General features: G+C 67.8%; 15 protein-coding genes. 1 reads left to right on the top strand and 14 read right to left on the bottom strand.

What is annotated here, in order from left to right; all coding sequences use genetic code 11:
* Positions 1-44 precede the first annotated feature (44 nt).
* On the bottom strand, positions 45-620 hold the full coding sequence (locus tag AC1D1F_RS01780; RefSeq protein ID WP_477696302.1) for a toxin-activating lysine-acyltransferase: 576 nt from the start codon (positions 618-620) through the stop codon (positions 45-47).
* Positions 621-1,902: 1,282 nt separating this feature from the next.
* On the opposite strand from AC1D1F_RS01780, the gene AC1D1F_RS01775 reads away from it, so the two are divergent.
* The gene (locus AC1D1F_RS01775; protein WP_477700636.1) at positions 1,903-2,421 is read left to right on the top strand and encodes a hypothetical protein; all 519 of its coding nucleotides are present in this window, start codon (positions 1,903-1,905) and stop codon (positions 2,419-2,421) included.
* A gap of 4 nt (positions 2,422-2,425) precedes the next feature.
* On the opposite strand, the gene AC1D1F_RS01770 is transcribed toward AC1D1F_RS01775, so the two are convergent.
* From AC1D1F_RS01770 to cobO, 13 genes are all read right to left on the bottom strand, one after another.
* On the bottom strand, positions 2,426-3,880 hold the full coding sequence (locus tag AC1D1F_RS01770; RefSeq protein ID WP_477678666.1) for a cobyric acid synthase: 1,455 nt from the start codon (positions 3,878-3,880) through the stop codon (positions 2,426-2,428).
* Positions 3,877-4,887 carry an aminotransferase class I/II-fold pyridoxal phosphate-dependent enzyme gene (locus AC1D1F_RS01765; RefSeq protein ID WP_477678665.1) on the bottom strand — a complete coding sequence of 337 codons (1,011 nt, stop codon included), beginning with the start codon at positions 4,885-4,887 and terminating at the stop codon, positions 3,877-3,879. Before AC1D1F_RS01765 ends, AC1D1F_RS01770 begins: the two co-directional genes overlap by 4 nt.
* The gene (cbiB, locus tag AC1D1F_RS01760; RefSeq protein WP_477696300.1) at positions 4,884-5,906 is read right to left on the bottom strand and encodes an adenosylcobinamide-phosphate synthase CbiB; all 1,023 of its coding nucleotides are present in this window, start codon (positions 5,904-5,906) and stop codon (positions 4,884-4,886) included. Before cbiB ends, AC1D1F_RS01765 begins: the two co-directional genes overlap by 4 nt.
* Before the next feature lie 46 nt (positions 5,907-5,952).
* Positions 5,953-6,663 carry a 5,6-dimethylbenzimidazole synthase gene (gene bluB / locus AC1D1F_RS01755; protein ID WP_477696299.1) on the bottom strand — a complete coding sequence of 237 codons (711 nt, stop codon included), beginning with the start codon at positions 6,661-6,663 and terminating at the stop codon, positions 5,953-5,955.
* Positions 6,660-7,481 carry a CbtA family protein gene (locus tag AC1D1F_RS01750; protein WP_477696298.1) on the bottom strand — a complete coding sequence of 274 codons (822 nt, stop codon included), beginning with the start codon at positions 7,479-7,481 and terminating at the stop codon, positions 6,660-6,662. The genes bluB and AC1D1F_RS01750 overlap by 4 nt, the downstream gene beginning before the upstream one ends.
* 25 nt (positions 7,482-7,506) lie before the next feature.
* On the bottom strand, positions 7,507-7,698 hold the full coding sequence (locus AC1D1F_RS01745) for a CbtB domain-containing protein (RefSeq protein WP_477678662.1): 192 nt from the start codon (positions 7,696-7,698) through the stop codon (positions 7,507-7,509).
* A 71-nt stretch (positions 7,699-7,769) separates the two neighbouring features.
* A complete protein-coding gene (locus AC1D1F_RS01740) occupies positions 7,770-8,165 on the bottom strand; it encodes a DUF1636 family protein (protein WP_477678661.1) in 396 nt (131 codons plus the stop codon).
* Positions 8,166-8,194: 29 nt separating this feature from the next.
* Positions 8,195-8,734, bottom strand: a complete 540-nt coding sequence (locus AC1D1F_RS01735; RefSeq protein ID WP_477678660.1) for a vWA domain-containing protein — start codon at positions 8,732-8,734, stop codon at positions 8,195-8,197.
* A 128-nt stretch (positions 8,735-8,862) separates the two neighbouring features.
* The gene (locus AC1D1F_RS01730; protein WP_477696297.1) at positions 8,863-9,939 is read right to left on the bottom strand and encodes a magnesium chelatase ATPase subunit I; all 1,077 of its coding nucleotides are present in this window, start codon (positions 9,937-9,939) and stop codon (positions 8,863-8,865) included.
* Positions 9,936-13,754, bottom strand: a complete 3,819-nt coding sequence (cobN, locus tag AC1D1F_RS01725) for a cobaltochelatase subunit CobN (RefSeq protein WP_477696296.1) — start codon at positions 13,752-13,754, stop codon at positions 9,936-9,938. The genes AC1D1F_RS01730 and cobN overlap by 4 nt, the downstream gene beginning before the upstream one ends.
* A gap of 315 nt (positions 13,755-14,069) precedes the next feature.
* A complete protein-coding gene (cobW, locus tag AC1D1F_RS01720; RefSeq protein WP_477678658.1) occupies positions 14,070-15,128 on the bottom strand; it encodes a cobalamin biosynthesis protein CobW in 1,059 nt (352 codons plus the stop codon).
* Between the two features lie 23 nt (positions 15,129-15,151).
* On the bottom strand, positions 15,152-16,147 hold the full coding sequence (locus AC1D1F_RS01715) for an ABC transporter substrate-binding protein (protein ID WP_477678657.1): 996 nt from the start codon (positions 16,145-16,147) through the stop codon (positions 15,152-15,154).
* Between the two features lie 2 nt (positions 16,148-16,149).
* Positions 16,150-16,719 (bottom strand): cob(I)yrinic acid a,c-diamide adenosyltransferase, encoded by a 570-nt coding sequence (cobO, locus tag AC1D1F_RS01710; protein ID WP_477678667.1) that lies wholly within the window; start codon positions 16,717-16,719, stop codon positions 16,150-16,152.
* Positions 16,720-16,736: the final 17 nt, after the last annotated feature.

The raw sequence follows: 16,736 nt of genomic DNA, 5'->3' as shown, positions 1-16,736 counted from the left end.
GTGGTTTGTCTCCTTCGTTAAATGAAATGGGCGGCGGCCTGTGCTTACAAGGCCGTCTCAATTGCCGCAGCGGCATACCCGTTTTTGTTCTTCATGCGCACCTGGTACGTTTTCTGTCCTTCGATGGCTTGCAGGAACTCCCGGTAGTAGCCGGCCAGCAAGGCCTGTGTGGCGCGCCTGTCGGTGTCCCGCCCCCTGAACTCCATGACCCGCCCGGTGCGGCTGCCCTGCTTGACGCGGATGGCGCGCGCGACCGAGGTGGGGAACCTGTCGGCCAGCCGGTTTTTGAGTTCAAACGAATCGGCCTTGCCGAAAGGCGCGACCCAGTCGACGAACCACAGGTGGTCGCCGCCGTTCCAGTCGGCCAGCGCGATGTGGGAGGCGTCCAGCATGTAGGCAGCCTCGGCCCGGCTGTCCAGGTGGGCCCAGCTGCAATAGGCGACCGGCATGCCGTCGCGCTCAAGCAGCAGGTACTGGCCCAGTTCAATCGGCGGCAGCGCGAAGCGGCTCAGCAGATCAACTTCCCAGTAGTGGTGCAGCGGGGAGTTCATCCACAGCCAGGCGAGCTTGCCGAGCACCGTGAATTTGTCGGTGGGCATGGGGGTGCGGTCCTGCGTCATGGCGGGTTTCCTTGGGGTGGTGGGTGTGGGCCCTTGGTGGGCGGGATGCGGGGCGGCGGCGAAAGCGCTGCCGCTGCCGGCGTTAAAAGGCCGTGCGGCCTTTGCCGGGCGTGCGGGGCGGGAGCCGCCCTGCGGGGAGAGAGATGCCAACGCGTTCATGCCGGTTCTCGCTGCTTCATCGACTGGCGTCTCGCGATACAAACCTGGTGCCCTAAACCCACCGTGTTGCCTGTATCTGTCTTTGCTTCAACTTTTACTTAAGTTGTATATTTTTCGAAATATGAGACGCCTTTTCCATTAATAAGCCCATAGGTGCACACCGATTAGTAATCTCTAAGTGGTACACACCTTGAGCCTGAGCTTAGGCAAGGCCTGGAAAAACCGCGAGTTCACATTGCCTTTTTGCGGGCATTGTTGTGACGATTTCTTGCAAATAGTTGGGTTTGCTTTCGGAATCGTGTTGGCCTGTCATGCGTTTGTGGCAGGGGTCATGAGGCGGGTTGTGCCTGGTGCTCTCGCGCCTTCCCCCGCTGGGGAAAGGTTGGGATGGGGCGGCGATGGTGGATGTTTCGCCGTGCTGGTTCGAAGGCCGCTGGCCCCTACCCCTGCCCTCCCCCAGCGGGGGAGGGAGCTGGATCGGGGAGAGGGAGTTCAATTGGAAAGAAGGCCGCGCACAGCGGACCACAGCGGGGCAATCACCAGGCCTGGTTCATTGTTTCCATGGGTAAATCAGAGTGGTTAACTGTACGCATGTACAGTAGTATTGCCTCACCTAAATACCCAAGCCAATGAGAACAAAGGACCAAGATGCAGCTGTCAAACCACCACCCTCCGCTCTGGGCGCGCGTCACGCCGCAGCCCCGGCCGCAACCGGCGCGCGTGCCCGCGCCCTGGCCTTTTTATGTGCAGGCGCCGTGGCGGCCCTGCGGCGATATGGAGGTGAATGCCCGGCGTGTGCTGGAAGTTTCGGCGCGTTATTTTTCGGCGCCTATGGCTGAGCCGGCGGCGGTGCATCGCAGTAGCGCTAAAGGCGGATGCTGAAGCCTGTTTGAAGGCCGCCGGCCCGCACCTCTGCCCTCCCCCAGCGGGGGAGGGAGTCAAAACCGGAAACTATGAGGCAACCAGCGGCGCAGGCGATTGGCGCGGAAATCCTGGTGAGTCTTCAGACGTGGGCGCTGTGCTGACGCCAAGGCTGCCGGAAAAGCACCGGCAGGGAATTTCCGTCACCAGCTGAGGGGTTTCGGCTTGCCAGTCCTTTTCACCGCGTCTTCATAATGGCGTGATGACAGCCACACACCCGCCCCTTGCCTTCATGAGCCTTTCACGCCGTTTCCCGCGGTCCCCTGTCCTTCTCGCATCCCTTGTGCTTCCCGCCCTGCTGTGCTGCGGCCTTGCGCAGGCCCAGGCAGCAGGCCCAGCCCGCGCGGCCTCCGCCGCCAAACCCGCGGGTGCCACAGCCACCCATCCTCTGTTGGGCACCTGGAGCTGGACCTTGCCCGGCAAGCCATGCACGGAAACCTGGCAATACCGCGCCGACGGCAGGCGCCTGGGCACCAGCGGCGAGGAAGTGACCCAGGGCGATTACCAGGTGTCGGCCAAGCCCACGACCACGGGTTTTTACCCGCTGACCGAAACCGTGACCAACAGCAACGGCAAGCGCGACTGCTCGGGGGACCTGCATGCGGACGGGGACGAAAGCGTGATCCGCTTTATCCAGTTCAGCCCCAAGCAGGACCAGTTCATCGTCTGCAAGACCGCTTCACTGGAGGCCTGTTTCGGGCCGCTCAGGCGCGTGCCCTGACGCCCTACCGGGCGTCTATCAGCGACTGCAGAACATCCGGCGCGAAATGCTCGCCGATATAGTCGGCCAGGCCGTCGAACACCGAATCCAGCGTGGGCGCGGCCGCGCCGAACAGCGCCTGCAGCACGCGTGGGTCTTCAAACATGCCATGTAAATAAAGGCCCAGCACATTGCCGGCATGGTTCTGCCAGGCCAGCCCCTCGGGCATCACGGCATGCGCGATGTCCCCCGCCGCGGCCATGGCCGAATGCGGGGCCGTCTGGCCGTGGTGGATTTCATAACCCTGCACTTCGACACCCGACAAGGCGGCCCATAGCCCGCGCAGCGGTGTGAACCCGGCCTGGCGGTGCCGCACGGTCTTGGCTTCGTCAAACACCGTGACCACCGGCAGCAGGCCCAGGCCGGGCGCGTTGCCGTCTATGCCGTGCGGGTCTATCAGCGCCTCGCCCAGCATCTGCAGGCCGCCGCAAATGCCCAGCACCGCGCCGCCCCGGCCCGCGTGCGCTGCCACGGCCTGGTCCAGCCCCTGCGCGCGCAGCCAGGCCAGGTCGCCGCTGGTGTGTTTGGAACCGGGCAGGATCACCCAGTCGGCGCCCATCAGCTCCGCCGGGCTGCGCGCCCACTTGAGGCGCACACCGGGCACATTCTTGAGCGGCTGGAATTCGTCGAGGTTGCTGATGCGCGGATAGGCGACCACGGCAACCGTGGTGCTGATCGCGCCCGAAGCCACGCTGCGGTCGTCAAAGACCCCGTCTTCCTCGGGCAGGCCGTGCTGCCACCACATGGGCAAGGTGGCCACTGTCGGAATGCCGGTCATGTCCTGCAGCATCTGCGGTCCCGGCGCCAGCAGTTTGGCGTCACCGCGGAATTTGTTGAGCACAAAGCCTTTGATGAGTTTTCGCTCGGCTTCGTCCAGCATGGCCCAGGTGCCGTAGAGATGCGCGAACGCGCCGCCGCTGTCTATGTCGGTCACCAGCAGGCAGGCCGCATGGGCGTGCTGCGCGGCGCGCATGTTGACGATGTCGCTGGCCTTGAGGTTGATCTCTGCCGGCGATCCCGCGCCCTCCATCACCACCACGTCGTTCTCGGCGATCAGTTCATCAAGCGCCCGCGACACCACAGGCCAGACCGAGGCGCTGCGGCCGCGCCATTCCATGCGCGACAGTTCGGCATTGACCTGCCCCATCAGCACGACCTGGCTTTGGGTGTCTTTTTCGGGCTTGAGCAGCAACGGGTTCATGCGCACGTCGGGCACGGCTCTCGCCGCCAGCGCCTGGAAATACTGGGCGCTGCCGATCTCGCCCTGCTCCACCACCCTGGCGTTGTTGCTCATGTTCTGCGCTTTAAACGGCGCAACCTTGAGTCCTTGCCGTGCGTAATAACGGCACAGCGCGGTCGTCAGCCAGCTTTTGCCGGCGCCGCTGGTGGTGCCCAGCACCATGACACTTTTTGCGCTCATGTGGTTCTAAAAAGTTGTTGCCACGCATTGTGCAGCGCATCCTGCACGGCGGGCGGCTGCACGCCCAGGCGCACATGGCCGGGCAGGCCGAAGGAAGCCGTGTCGCGCAGCTTGATGCCCTGGGCGCGCAACGCGGCCAGGGCCTGTTGCAGGTTCTGGCCTTCCGGCAAGGCCGGTTGCGCGCAGAAAAAATTCGCGTCGCTGGGCAGGCAGCGCCAGCCCAGCGATTCGCATACCGCGATCTGCCGGGCCTTCCATTCACGCAAGGTCTCGAGGCTGGCGGCCAGCCAGTCCTGCGCCTCGTGGCCGGTCCAGGCCATCAGCATGGCCTCGCCGTGCGCACCCACCGGCCAGGAGGGGCAGAGCTGCTCGAGCGCAGCAGCGCTGCCCTCTTGCCCCAGCGGCGCAATCACATAGGCCGCGCGCACGCCGGTCAGGCCAAGCGCCTTGTTGGGCGTCCAGAGCTGCCAGGTGTTGTTGAGTTGTTGCGGCGAAAGCGTAGGCGCGGCGCTAAGCCTCAGCGGCTCGTAAGCACGGTCCAGCACGACAAGCGTTTGCGTGCCCCGACCGTCGACAAGCGCGCTCAAGCCTTGCTGTGCGGCCCCAAGTGGGCTGGAAGGCTCGCAGGCCCAGAGCAGTTGCGCATCCTCAGGTTTGCCGGCCACCGCCATGCCCTGCGCATCCGCGGCCTGCGCGTAATCGCCATAACTGAGCGGCGGCAGCCAGATGGCACGCGCGCCCTGCCCGACCGCCAGAGCCGTGATGCGAAAGATGAATTCACTGGCGCTCGCGGCCGGCAGCACACGCGCCTCGTCCACGCCATGGAAGGCCGCCAGTTGCCGGCGCAAAACCGTGTAGCAGGCGTCGGGATAACGCGTGGCATCGGCCCGCTGGACGGCCACGATTGCCGAAGGGCAAGGCCCGCAGGCATTGCTGTTGGTTGAAAAGTCATGCAGCGGAATGCCCAGGCCATCGGGTCCGCCATGGGTGCGGTGTTTCGCGCTCATGCCGACTCCACCAGCACCGCGGCCAGCAGCAGCACCGCCGTGGCCAGGACGACCAGCGCAAACACTGCCTTGGCGGCCAGGCCCTGGGCCAGCGACGTGTCCGCCGCGGCGGGCGGCCGGCCTTCAGGGTTCAGCGTGTAGACGCCGGGTTTGCCCAGCGAAACACCCAGCGCCAGGGCCATGGCCGCCATGGGCCAGCCGCTATTGGGCGATGGGGTCTTGCGCGCTTCTTGATGCAAAGCGTGAAACGGCAGGCCGCGTGCCACCAGCGCGAGCAGCAGCGCGGTGAGGCGCGCCGGCACCCACGACAGCACGTCGTCCGCGCGCGCAGCCCACTTGCCGGCCCATTCCCAGTGCTTGCCGCGATAAGTGCCGCGGTAGCCCCACATGGCATCGGCGGTGTTGGCGAAGCGGTAGATGGCGGCGCCGGGCAGGCCGAACAGTACAAACCAGAAGAGGGGCGCCACCACGGAGTCGTTGAGGTTTTCGGCGAGCGATTCGATCGCGCTTTCGCGCACCTGGCTGGCACTGAGTTGCCTGGTGTCGCGGCTCACAAGCCAGGACAGGCGCTCGCGCCCGGCTTCCAGCGACTGGCCCAGCGCCAGCTCGACCGCGCCGACCTCTTCGCGCAGCATGCGCCAGGACATCATGCATTTGAGCAACCAGGCCATCAGCACCACCAGCAAGGCGGTGTCGACCGCGCCCTGCCAGTCCGGCGCCGCGACGTAGCCGGCCAGTTGCCAGAACACCAGTGCCTGCGCGCCCCAGGCCACGACGCCCACCAGTGCCACGCCCAGCCACCAGGCCAGCGCGCCCAGCCAGAATGCCGTCGCGGGTGGGCAGTGCACCGTCACGCCGCCGCAGAGTTTCAGGTAGTTGCCCATCCAGACCACCGGGTGGACGGGCGAAGGCGGCTCGCCCATGTGCCGATCTATCCACAGCGCCAGCCCCAGGGCCAGCGCCAGGCAACCGGCGGCATACGGCAGGCCGGGTGAAAGGTAAAAACCGGTCCAGATCATGGACGGCGGCAAAGCGAGGCAGACCGTCGGGGCTCGTCGGGAATCGTCATGGCACCTCTTGGGAAGTGGGGGCGGCGCCCCATCGGTCCTCAAACACCATCTCGGCCAGCGGCGCGCGGCGCGCCCACTTTTCGGCCTGCAGCATGGGCTGGTCGTAAAAAGCCTGCACCGGTCCCAGGCACAGCACGGCGATCGGCTGGCTGCCCTCGGGCATGTGCAGCAGCGCGGCCAGTTGCAGCGGATCAAAGATCGAGACCCAGCCCATGCCCAGCCCTTCGGCACGCGCCGCGAGCCAGAGGTTCTGGATGGCGCAGGCCGCCGAGGCCAGGTCCATCTCGGGCAGCGTGCGGCGGCCGAACACATGCTGCTCCCGCCCCGGCGGCAGCGCCACCACCAGCACCTCGGCGGCATCCAGCACGCCCTGCACTTTGAGTTTCATGAACTCGTCTTCGCGCTCGCCCAGGGCCCGCGCGGTAAGCACACGTTCCTGTTCGACCAGCGCATGGATGCCTTCGCGCAGGGGCCGGCTGCGCACGCGGATAAAACGCCAGGGCTGCATGAAGCCCACGCTGGGCGCATGGTGCGCTGCCGACAGCAGGCGCTGCAGCAGTTCATCGGCCACCGTGCCGCCGCTGAAGTGGCGCATGTCGCGCCGCTCGAAGATGGCCCGGTACACCGCCTCCTGCTCAGCGGCGCTGAAGGCGTGGCCGGGCGTGGCCGGACCCCCGGCCGGGACCAAACCCGTCACAGCGCTCACTGCGGTGCTTGCACGGCGCCGACAGCAGGCGCCTCAGTACGTTGCAGCACCGCCAGCAAGGCCGGGCGTACCCAGCGCTGGAAGGCCCATCCGCCGGCCAGGCCCATACAGACCCAGAACGACAGGGACACCCAGGTGGTGGCCCAGATGAACTGCGTGCCCAGTTGCTCCAGCGCGGCATGGGCTTCAGGGCCGAAGCCGGCCAGGGCATCGCCCTGCAGCTTGGGCGCGCCCACCACAAAGGGCAGCGCCAGCAAGGCAGCGGCCACCAGCCAGCGCCAGGATGCGCGTGCAAAACCGGCCACGGCGCAAGCGCCGGCCGCACTGGCCACCGCCAGCACCCACCAGACCTGGCGGGCCTGCAATGGCGCGGCCTCCATGCCGGGCACTTCCGCATGCAGGCCCAGCGAGGGCCAGAGGTGAAAGCTCAGCCAGCCGGCCGCCGCCACCAGGCCGGCCAGGCGCAGCGAGGCCACCGCGCCGCCGCGCCGGTAAAGCCATACGCCCATGACCGCAAACAGCAGCAATGCCATGCTGAAAGCGTGCAGGATGTTGGCCACCCAGGTCCAGCCAATGCGTTCGGCGCCGTTTGCGGGCTCCCATTCCTTGGCGGTGCCGTGCTCGTGAGGCGCCGCGCCTTCGGCATGCGTGTGGGCAGCGGGCGCTTCGGCAGGCTTGGGAGCCTCGGCCTTTTGCTCTTCATACACCTCAGCCGCCAGGATCAGTGGGGCGGCTTGCCAGCGCTGCATGCCGGTTTGCACGCTGCCCACCACCACCGCGGTGGCCAGGGCAGCCCAGATCAATCGTTGGAAAATCATGGATGTCTCCCGGTGAAAGTACAGCTCAATGGCAAGGTTTGACGGTGATGTGGCGCACATCGTGCGCGGCGTTGTGCGCCAGCGGGCTCTCGGCAAAGGCCACGCCGTAGAGGACGACAAAGCCCAGTGCCGCGGCGCCGAACAGCGGACGCAGCACGGCCAGGCCGGGGTTGAGGGTGTGGGAAGGGCTGTGGGTCAGCGTTGTCGGTTCGGTCATGGCGATCTCCTTGAAGTAAGTGGTAAATGGAAGGGAGGGTGAAATAAATCAAACGTAATGGATTCGGTGCGTCATGTCGAGCCCTGGCCGACGGGGGGCAGCCGCGCCAGGATACCGCCGCGCAGGCGCTCGGGCCGCGAGTTCCGGGCCAGGTTGCCGTCGGCGCTGTGCTTGTGCAGTTGGGCGCAGGCCAGCACCTGGGCCGCAGTCTCGGCGTCGGGGACCAGATCGCCGAAGTAATAGCTGAATTTGCCCGGCGCCTGCAAGGTCACGGTGCAGGCGCGGGAGCAGCCGCTCATGCAGGCCAGGCCGCGCAGCTGCAGGCCTTTGTGTTCCCCGGTGTCGAGCTCGCACACCAGCAACGCGTCCTGCACGGCCTCGAACAGGGCCAGGCCGTGGGCCGGCAGTTCGCGCGATGCGCCCGGCGGGCGGCAAGTGGTGCAGACAATGATTTCGGTATCGGACATTGTTAAGGGTTCGTTTTGCAATGGGGAGGTCAAGCTGGCGCCAGGTGGTGTTCCGCACCCCAGCGCGCGGCCCAGGCGGCACAGCGGCCCAGGGGTTTGTGCGGATCATCAAAGTCCACGATCACGAGATGCTGCGCCGCCAGCGGCGCCTGGGGCTTCTCCAGCGTGCGGCCGTCCGTCAGCAGCCACAGCCAGCATTCGGTGGGGCCGCTTTTGCGCAGGCTGCGCTGCAGCAGCCTTTCGGCCTGGACAAGCGCTTCGGCCAAAGGCGTGCCACCGCCACCGCCGACGGGACGCAGGCGCTGGCTGCCGGCGGCGCGTGCGCGGCCCGGCGGCAGCAATAACTCGACGCCCTGCCCGCCGAAGCGCAGCAGTGCCACGTCGTCGCCCTGGCGCGCGGCCTGCTCGATCATGAAGGCTGCATGGCCCTTGGCCAGCGCCAGGCGGCCACGCGCGCGCATGGAGCCCGAGGTGTCGAGCACGATGCAATGCAGCCGGCTGCCGCGCAGCGCCACGGGCTGGCGGCGCAGATGCTCGCGCCGCAGCGGCGCGGGCCCTTTGGCCACCACGGTGGGCAGCCAGGCGATGGCGGCACTGTGCTGCGCGCCCCCCTGCGCCGCGACGCTTGCGGGAGGAAGCTGGGGTGGAGGCCACCGCCGGCCGCCGGGCCCGTTGCGCGGGCGGCGGCCGGGGTGGCCTAGGCTTTTTTTGGCGGCCACCCCGCGATGCGCTGGACCTTGGCCATGCCTTCGGGCTGCGCCGGCAACGCGCCCCAATCACCTTGCGGCGTGGATGCTGCGGACGGTTCATCTTGAGGGCGCTCCGGGCTGTGTGGGGGCTGCTGCCGTTCCGGGGCATTCGCCGGTGCCTGCGCGGCGCTGCCCCCGGGCCGGCGATGCGCCAGCGCCAGCTCGGCCACCGCGTCCACATCGGCCACGGTGACTTCGCCCCGCCCTTCAAGCGCCGCCAGCGCGCGCGCGGCGCGCAGCATCACCAGGTCGGCGCGCATGCCGTCCACGCCGGCCGCGATTGCGCAGGCCGCCGCATGGTTCAGCACGGCCTCAGGCCAGGTGAGGCGCGGCAGCGCGGAGCGGGCCGCCACCAGCGCGGCGCTGAGCCTGCGTTGTTCTTCCGCATGTTGCTCGCCGAGTGCGGCCGGGTTTTCATCAAAACCCAGGCGCGCACGGAGGATGGCGGTGCGCTGCTGCGCATCCACCGGATTGGCCAGCGCCACCGACAGGCCGAAGCGGTCCAGCAGCTGCGGGCGCAGCTCGCCCTCCTCCGGATTCATGGTGCCCACCAGCACGAAGCGCGCGGCATGCTGGCGCGAAATGCCGTCGCGCTCCACCGTGTTCACGCCGCTGGCGGCCGCGTCGAGCAAGGCGTCTACCAGTGCGTCGGGCAGCAGGTTGACTTCGTCCACATACAGCACGCCCTTGTGGGCCCGCGCCAGCAGGCCGGGCGCCAGGCGCACCTTGCCGTCGCGCAGCACATCTTCGACATTCAGGGTGCCCACCAGCTGCTCCAGGCTGGCGGCCAGCGGCAAGGTGACAAAGGGCGCGTCAGGCAGCAGCGCGGCCAGGGCGCGCGCTGCCGTGGACTTGGCCGTGCCGCGCGGGCCGCTGATCAGCACACCGCCGATGCCGGGATCTATGGCCGCCAGCTGCAGCGCGCGCTGCAGCTGCGGCTGGCCGACCAGCGCGGTGAAGGGAAAGGCCGCGCGCGCGGCGGGCTCAATGGCCTCAGCGGAAATGTTCAGTTCAGGGTGGTTCATGCCAGGGGTCCTTCTCCGTGTTCTTCAAGCCGGCGCTCCAGCGCCAGCAGATGTTCTTCAATGCGCTCGCGGTGCTCACCGGGCGCCTGCCACAGGCCGCGCCGCACGGCTTCGAGCAGGCGCTCGCCGATGCTGCGCAGCGCGCCGGGGTTGTGCCGCTGCAAAAATGCACGGTTGGTGTCGTCGTGCAGATAGGCCTCGGCCACCAGCGCGTACTGGTGGTCGCCCACCACGCCGGTGGTGGCGTCAAAGGCGAACAGGTAGTCCACCGTGGCCGCCATCTCGAAAGCGCCCTTGTAGCCGTGGCGGCGCACACCTTCCAGCCACTTGGGATTCACGGCGCGCGAACGCACGACACGCGCCACTTCCTCGCCCAGCGTGCGTATGCGCGGCGCACCCGGCACGCTGAAGTCGCCGTGGTAGAGCGCGGCCGGCGCGCCGGCCAGCTGCTCCACCGCCACCGCCATGCCGCCCTGGAACTGGTAGTAGTCGTCCGAATCGAGCACGTCGTGCTCTCGGTTGTCCTGGTTGTGCAGCACAGCGTCCAGGCCGGCCAGGCGCTGCTCGAAACTGCGGCGTGCGGCCGCGCCGTGTTCGCCCTGGCCGTAGGCAAAGGCACCGGCGCGCAGATAGGCCTGGGCCAGGTCGGCGCCGTCGTTCCAGCGGCCGCTGGCCATGACTTCCTGCAGCCCGGCGCCGTAGCCGCCGGGGCGCGGGCCGAACACGCGCCAGCTGGCCTCGCGCTCGGCGGCCTCGGCGCTGAGGCCCCTGCCCTGCGCCTCTTGCGCTTCGCGCCGCACGCGGGCGCGTATCGGGTTCACCTCGTCGGGTTCGTCCTCTTCGCTGATCGCGGCCACGGCGCGCACGGCGGTATCGAACAGGTCGATCACATTGGGGAAGGCGTCGCGGAAGAAACCCGATACGCGCAGGGTCACGTCCACGCGCGGCCGGTTTTTGATGGCCATGGGCAGCACTTCGATGTCCACCACGCGGCTGCTGCCGTCAGCCCATTTGGGCCGCACGCCCAGCAGCGCGAAAGCCTGGGCAATGTCCTCGCCGCCGGTGCGCATGGTGCTGGTGCCCCAGACCGACAGGCCCAGGCAGCGCAGCATCTCGCCGTGGTCCTGCAGGTGGCGTTCGACCACACGCTCGGCAGCGGCGGCGCCCATGGCGTAGGCGGTCTGCGTGGGCACGGCGCGTGTGTCCACCGAATAGAAGTTGCGCCCCGTGGGCAGCACGTCAGGCCGGCCGCGCGAGGGCGCGCCACTGGGGCCCGCGGGTACAAACATGCCCGACAAGCCCCGCAGGCACTGGGCGATCTCCTGCGGGCCGCAGGCGTCCAGGCGCGGGCGCAGCACCTGGTGCATGCGTTGCAGCACCGGCGCGGTGTGCGGCCAGGCGGCCGCATCCCAGGGTTCGCCGGCGATGACATGGTCCGCGACGAGTTGCCGGGCCAGCAATTCCAAACGCTCGCGCGTGTGGCCGGCGTGGCGCCAGGCTTCGGGACTCAACTGCTGCAACACCGCGGGATGGGGGCCGGTCCATGGAGCGGCCCACTCGGGGCTGAGTGCATTGAAGCCCCCGACGCCATCCAGCTTCAAATCCTGGGCCAATGCCACCAGCAAGCTGCGCTGGCCGGCGGCCGAGCCACCAGGGAAACGCGCCAGCGCCACCAGCGTATCAACCTGCTGGCGGCCCTGCGGCGAGCTACCCAGGATGTGCAGGCCGTCGCGGATCTGCGATTCCTTGATCTCGCAGAGGTAGGCGTCGAGCCGCTGCAGCAGCGCCTGGCGCGCCGCCTCGTCCACGGGTTTGGCAAAACCCAGCTCAGCGTGCAGGCCTTCGCTGAGCACGCGCTCCAGGATGTCCACGCGCAGGCGCTGCGCGCGCCGGGGGTCCAGCGACAGGGCCTCGTAGTACTCGTCCATCTGCCGCTCCAGCTTTTGCAGCGGGCCGTAAGTCTCGGCGCGGGTCAGCGCCGGCATCAGGTGGTCGATGATGACCGCCTGGGTGCGGCGCTTGGCCTGGCTGCCCTCGCCGGGGTCGTTGACGATAAAGGGATACAGGTGCGGCAAGGGACCCAGGATGGCGTCGGGCCAGCAGGCCGCGCCCAGCGCCACGCTTTTGCCGGGCAGCCATTCAAGGTTGCCGTGTTTGCCCACGTGCACCACAGCGTCCACCGCAAAACTGCGGCGCAGCCAGAAATAAAACGCCAGGTAGTTATGCGTGGGCACCAGGTCGGCGTCGTGATAGGTGGCGACCAGGTCCAGGTCGCGCCCGCGCGCGGGCTGTATGCCCACAAACACATGGCCCAGGCGCAGGCCGGACACCATGAAGCGGCCGCTGCGCACCATGGGGTCCTGTTCGGGCACGCCCCACAAGGCATTGACAGCATCGCGGCCGGCGGCGTCCAGGCGATTGAAATCTTCCAGGTAGTGGTCCATGGCCAGGCTCTGGCCGGCGGGCCGCACGTCGTTGGCGTCGAGGTTGTTGGTGACACCCGCCACCAGCGCTGCAATCAGTGCGTCACCGCCCTCGGGCAGATCGCCGGTGGCATAACCCGCACCCTGCATGGCGCGCAGCAAGGCCACGGTGGAGGCCGGCGTGTCCAGGCCCACGCCGTTGGCGAGGCGCGCATCGTCATTGGGGTAGTTGGCCAGGACCAGCGCCACGCGCTTGTCTGCATTCGGCTTGCCGCGCAGAACGCACCAGCGGCGCGCCAGTTCGGCCACAAAGGCCATGCGTTCGGGCTCGGGCTGGTAGCGCACCACGTCGACCTCGGTGCGTTCATCGCGCCAGGCCAGGCCCTTGAAGCTGATGGCGCGCGTACCGATGCGGCCGTCCACCTCGGGCAGCACCACCTGCATCGCCAGGTCGCGCGGCGCCAGGCCGTGCGGATCGTCCTGCCATTGCTCTTGCGAGCAGCCCGCGGTGATCAGTTGCAGCACCGGGGCGTCGCCGGCCAGCGGCTCCATCAGCGCGCCGTCCACGCTGTCGGCGTCGTCGCCATCGAGCGCGGTGATGGCGAAACTGGTGGCGTTGAGCACCACGCCGACCTGGTGCTCGGCGGCCAGCGACCGCAGCAGCGCCAGGCTGGCGGGAGTTTTCAGCGAATCCACCGCCACGGCCACGGTGTTGAGGCCCGCACCGTGAAGCGCCGCCAGCATGGCGTCAAACACCGCGGTGTTGCCGGCCTGCACATGGGCGCGGTAAAACACCAGCAGCGCGGCGGGTACGCCGTCCTGCCATGGCGCTATCTCCCGTGGCTGGTAGGCCATGGCGGGTGGCAGGGCCGCGGGCGGTGCGGGGCGCGGGCCCAGGCCAAAAGCAGAGTGGCCTATCAATTCAAAAAATGTACGGGCATTGTCGCGGCCGCCTTCACGCAGGCAGCGCCAGAGCTGCCGGCAATCCTCGTGCGGGGCGGTGCTGCGCATCAGCAGTTGCAGGTCTTCAGCGGCATCGCCCGAGAACAACGCCAGCCACTGGCCGCGTTCGCGGGCCAGTTCGCGCACACGCTCCACCACATAAGCCCAGTCGCTGGCTGCCCCAAGATGGTCGATCACCACCACGCGCGCATGCTTCAATACTTCGTCCACATACATGTCGGCAGATGCCGGCTGGCGCAGCCACATCAGGTTCGCCAGGCGCACAGTGGGGAAACCATCGGGCAACTGCTGCGCCGCATCGGCCAGCAAAGCCAGCGTGGTATCGGCCGCGCTGAGCACCACGATGTCGCCCGGCGTTTGTTCCACGCGCACCACGCCCTGGCCACCGTCTTCAACGTGGCCGCCTGGGCGTGTAGAGAGCAAATGCATTTTTTACTTCAATGTTCAAACAGTCTGGGCATGCCGAAGAGGGCGGGATGGGCGGCTACGCGAATGTCCCCCGCAGCGGCCTAAGGCCGACTGCTCCTCCTTTATTTCGCTACGCCACCCACCCCACCCTCTTCGGCAATCAGCGTTGGGGTTGTGCAGCGGCTGAACAAACCAAACCGCACCTGGCGCAGGCCGACGGGGCATTCTGCGCAGCGGCATAAAGGAGGAGCCCGCAGGGCGGAGGACAGCCGCGGAGCAGAGTGCCCCGTCGGCCTGCGCCCTCCACAAACGTACAGCTACAGCGTGCATTTCGATTCAGGCCGTGGTTTTATCCAAGGCAGCCTCCAACTCAGCCTGCAAGACGGCGGCATTCAATTCAGAGCCGATCAGCACCAGGCGCGACTGCCGCGCTTCACCGTCGCGCCAGGGGCGGTCAAAGTAGCTGTCAAACCGCGTGCCCACACCCTGCACCACCAGGCGCATGGCCGATCCGGGCAAGGCCACAAAGCCCTTGACGCGGTAGATCTCATGGCCTTCGACGAGGCTGCGCAGCGCGGCCAGCAGCGCATCCCGATCGGGCACGTCCAGCGCCACCTGCACCGAGTCAAAGGCGTCGTGGTCGTGGTCTTCTTCCTCGTCGTGGTGGGTCTTGCGCTGGTCGATCACGTCTTCGACCGCACGCTCCAGGCCCAGCAGCACGCCGATGTCGATGCGGCCGTGCTGCGCATGCACCAGCTTGACGCCGGGCGCAGTCTCGGCGCGGATGGCGGCTTCCACGCCGGCCAGCGCGGCGGCGTCCAGGCCGTCGGTCTTGTGCACCACCACCAGGTCGGCCGTGGCGAGCTGGTCTTCAAACAGTTCGTGCAGCGGCGATTCGTGGTCGAGGTTGTCATCGGCGCGGCGCTGGGCATCGACGGCCACCGGGTCGTCGGCAAAATCGCCGGCGGCGACCGCGGGCGCATCCACCACCGTCACCACCGCATCCACCGTGAAGGTGTTGCGCAGCGCGGGCCACTGGAAGGCCTGCACCAGCGGCTTGGGCAGGGCCAGGCCCGAGGTCTCGATGATCAGGTGGTCGATCTGGTCGCGGCGCGCGGCCAGTTTTTCCATCACGGGCGCGAACTCTTCCTGCACGGTGCAGCACAGGCAGCCGTTGGCGAGTTCATAGAGTTGCCCGTTTTCTTCGCCGTTCTCGTCGCAGCCTATGCCGCAGCCGCGCAGCAGTTCACCGTCGATGCCGAGCTCGCCGAACTCGTTGACGATGACCGCGATGCGCCGGCCCTGCGCGTTGGCCAGCAGATGCCGCAGCAGCGTGGTCTTGCCGCTGCCCAGGAAGCCGGTGACGATGGTGGCGGGGATTTTTCGGGTTTGCATAAGTTAAGTCTCGTTTGAAAAAATTAACGGGGCGAGTTAACGGGTGGTAGTGCGCTCAGGCATTCCACCAGCATCTGCGCGGCCTCGCCCAGGCGCGGGCCGGGGCGCGACAGCAGGTCCATGCGCTCGGTGTCCAGCAGGCACAGCTGCCGCTGGCGCACTGCGGGCAGCGCGCTCCAGCCGGGCCGCTCCGCGATGTTGGAAAGCGTGGCGCGCGGGCCGATGATGATGTCGGGCGGGCGGCGCAGCAGCAGCTCGGGGTTGATCCTGGGGAACAGGCCCAGCTCGCCGCCCACGACGTTGACCAGGCCCAGCCTGGCCACCGTCTCGCCGATAAAGCTTTTTTCACTGGCCGCGGACGACCCCGCCCCCACTTCCACATAAACGGTGCGCCCGCGCAGGGCCGCGGGCATGCGGCCGGCCGCGGCGTCGAGTTCGGCCTCCATGCGCGCCACCAGTTCCGTGGCACGCGCCGGCTCGCCCAGCATGTCGCCGAGCTTCAGCAGCATGCGTTTGAGGTCGGCGTGGGTACGGGCATCAAAGGTCATCACCGGCACGCCCAGGGCCTGCAGCCTTTCACCGGCGCGGCTGCGCGGGCCCAGCAAGACCATATTGGGGCGCAGGGTGACGATGCGTTCGATCTGCGCGTCCTCCAGCCCGCCCACCTTGGGCAGCGCCAGCACCGACCCGGGCCAGGTGGAATGGCGGTCGGTGCCCACCAGCTGCGCGCAGCGGCCCAGTGCGCACACGGCTTCGGTCAGCGAAGGCGCCAGTGTGACGATGCGCGAGACAGGCTGCGTGCCCTGCGCCATCGCGAAGCCGGAGAGCAGCCCGAGAACTGCCAGCGATGACACCATGGGCAGCACGCGCAATGCGATACGCGCCGCGGCAAACGTGTGAGATCCCTCTTCACCAGCCGGGGCCGCGGAACCGGCTTTGCCGGGCCGCAGGCGCAGCGCCCCCTCGGGGGGCAGCGCATTACACGGAGCCGAAGGCGAAGTGAAAAGCGTGGGGGCCATGTCTAGTCTTCGATGCCGCGCTGGGCGGGTACGCCGGCTTTGAAATGGTGTTTGATGAGCGTCATTTCAGTGACCGTATCCGCCAGCTCCACCAGCTCGGCCGGCGCATTCCGGCCGGTCAGCACCACGTGCACGTGAGGCGGGCGTTCGCGCAGGCAGGTGAGCACGGTTTCCAGCGGGATCCAGCCGTAGCGCAGCGGGTACATGATTTCGTCCAGCACCACCATGAAGTGCTCGCCGGCGCGTATCGTGGCCTCGGCCCTGGCCCAGCCATCGAGCGCGAGCTGGGCTGAGTGCTCGAGGTCGCGGCTCTTCCAACTGAAGCCGTCGCCCAGGCCTTCGATGGGAACACCCAGTTGCTCGAACAGCCGGTGCTCGCCGAAACGCGCGCTGGGCACTTTCATGAACTGGTAGACCTTGACGGCCTTGCCCCGGCCGTGGGCACGCAGGGCCAGGCCGAAGGCTGCCGTGCTTTTGCCCTTGCCGTGGCCGGTGTTGACCAGGATGAGACCGCGGCGCTCGCCGGTGGGCCTTTCGTAGGGCGTGGCCGAAGGTGGGGTTTCAATCTGCATGGGGGCCTTCTTTCCAG

It is taken from the genome of Polaromonas sp. P1_H6, from assembly GCF_056405195.1.
Note: the sequence above shows the minus strand (reverse complement) of the source record. Positions and strands in the feature narration are given on the sequence as shown.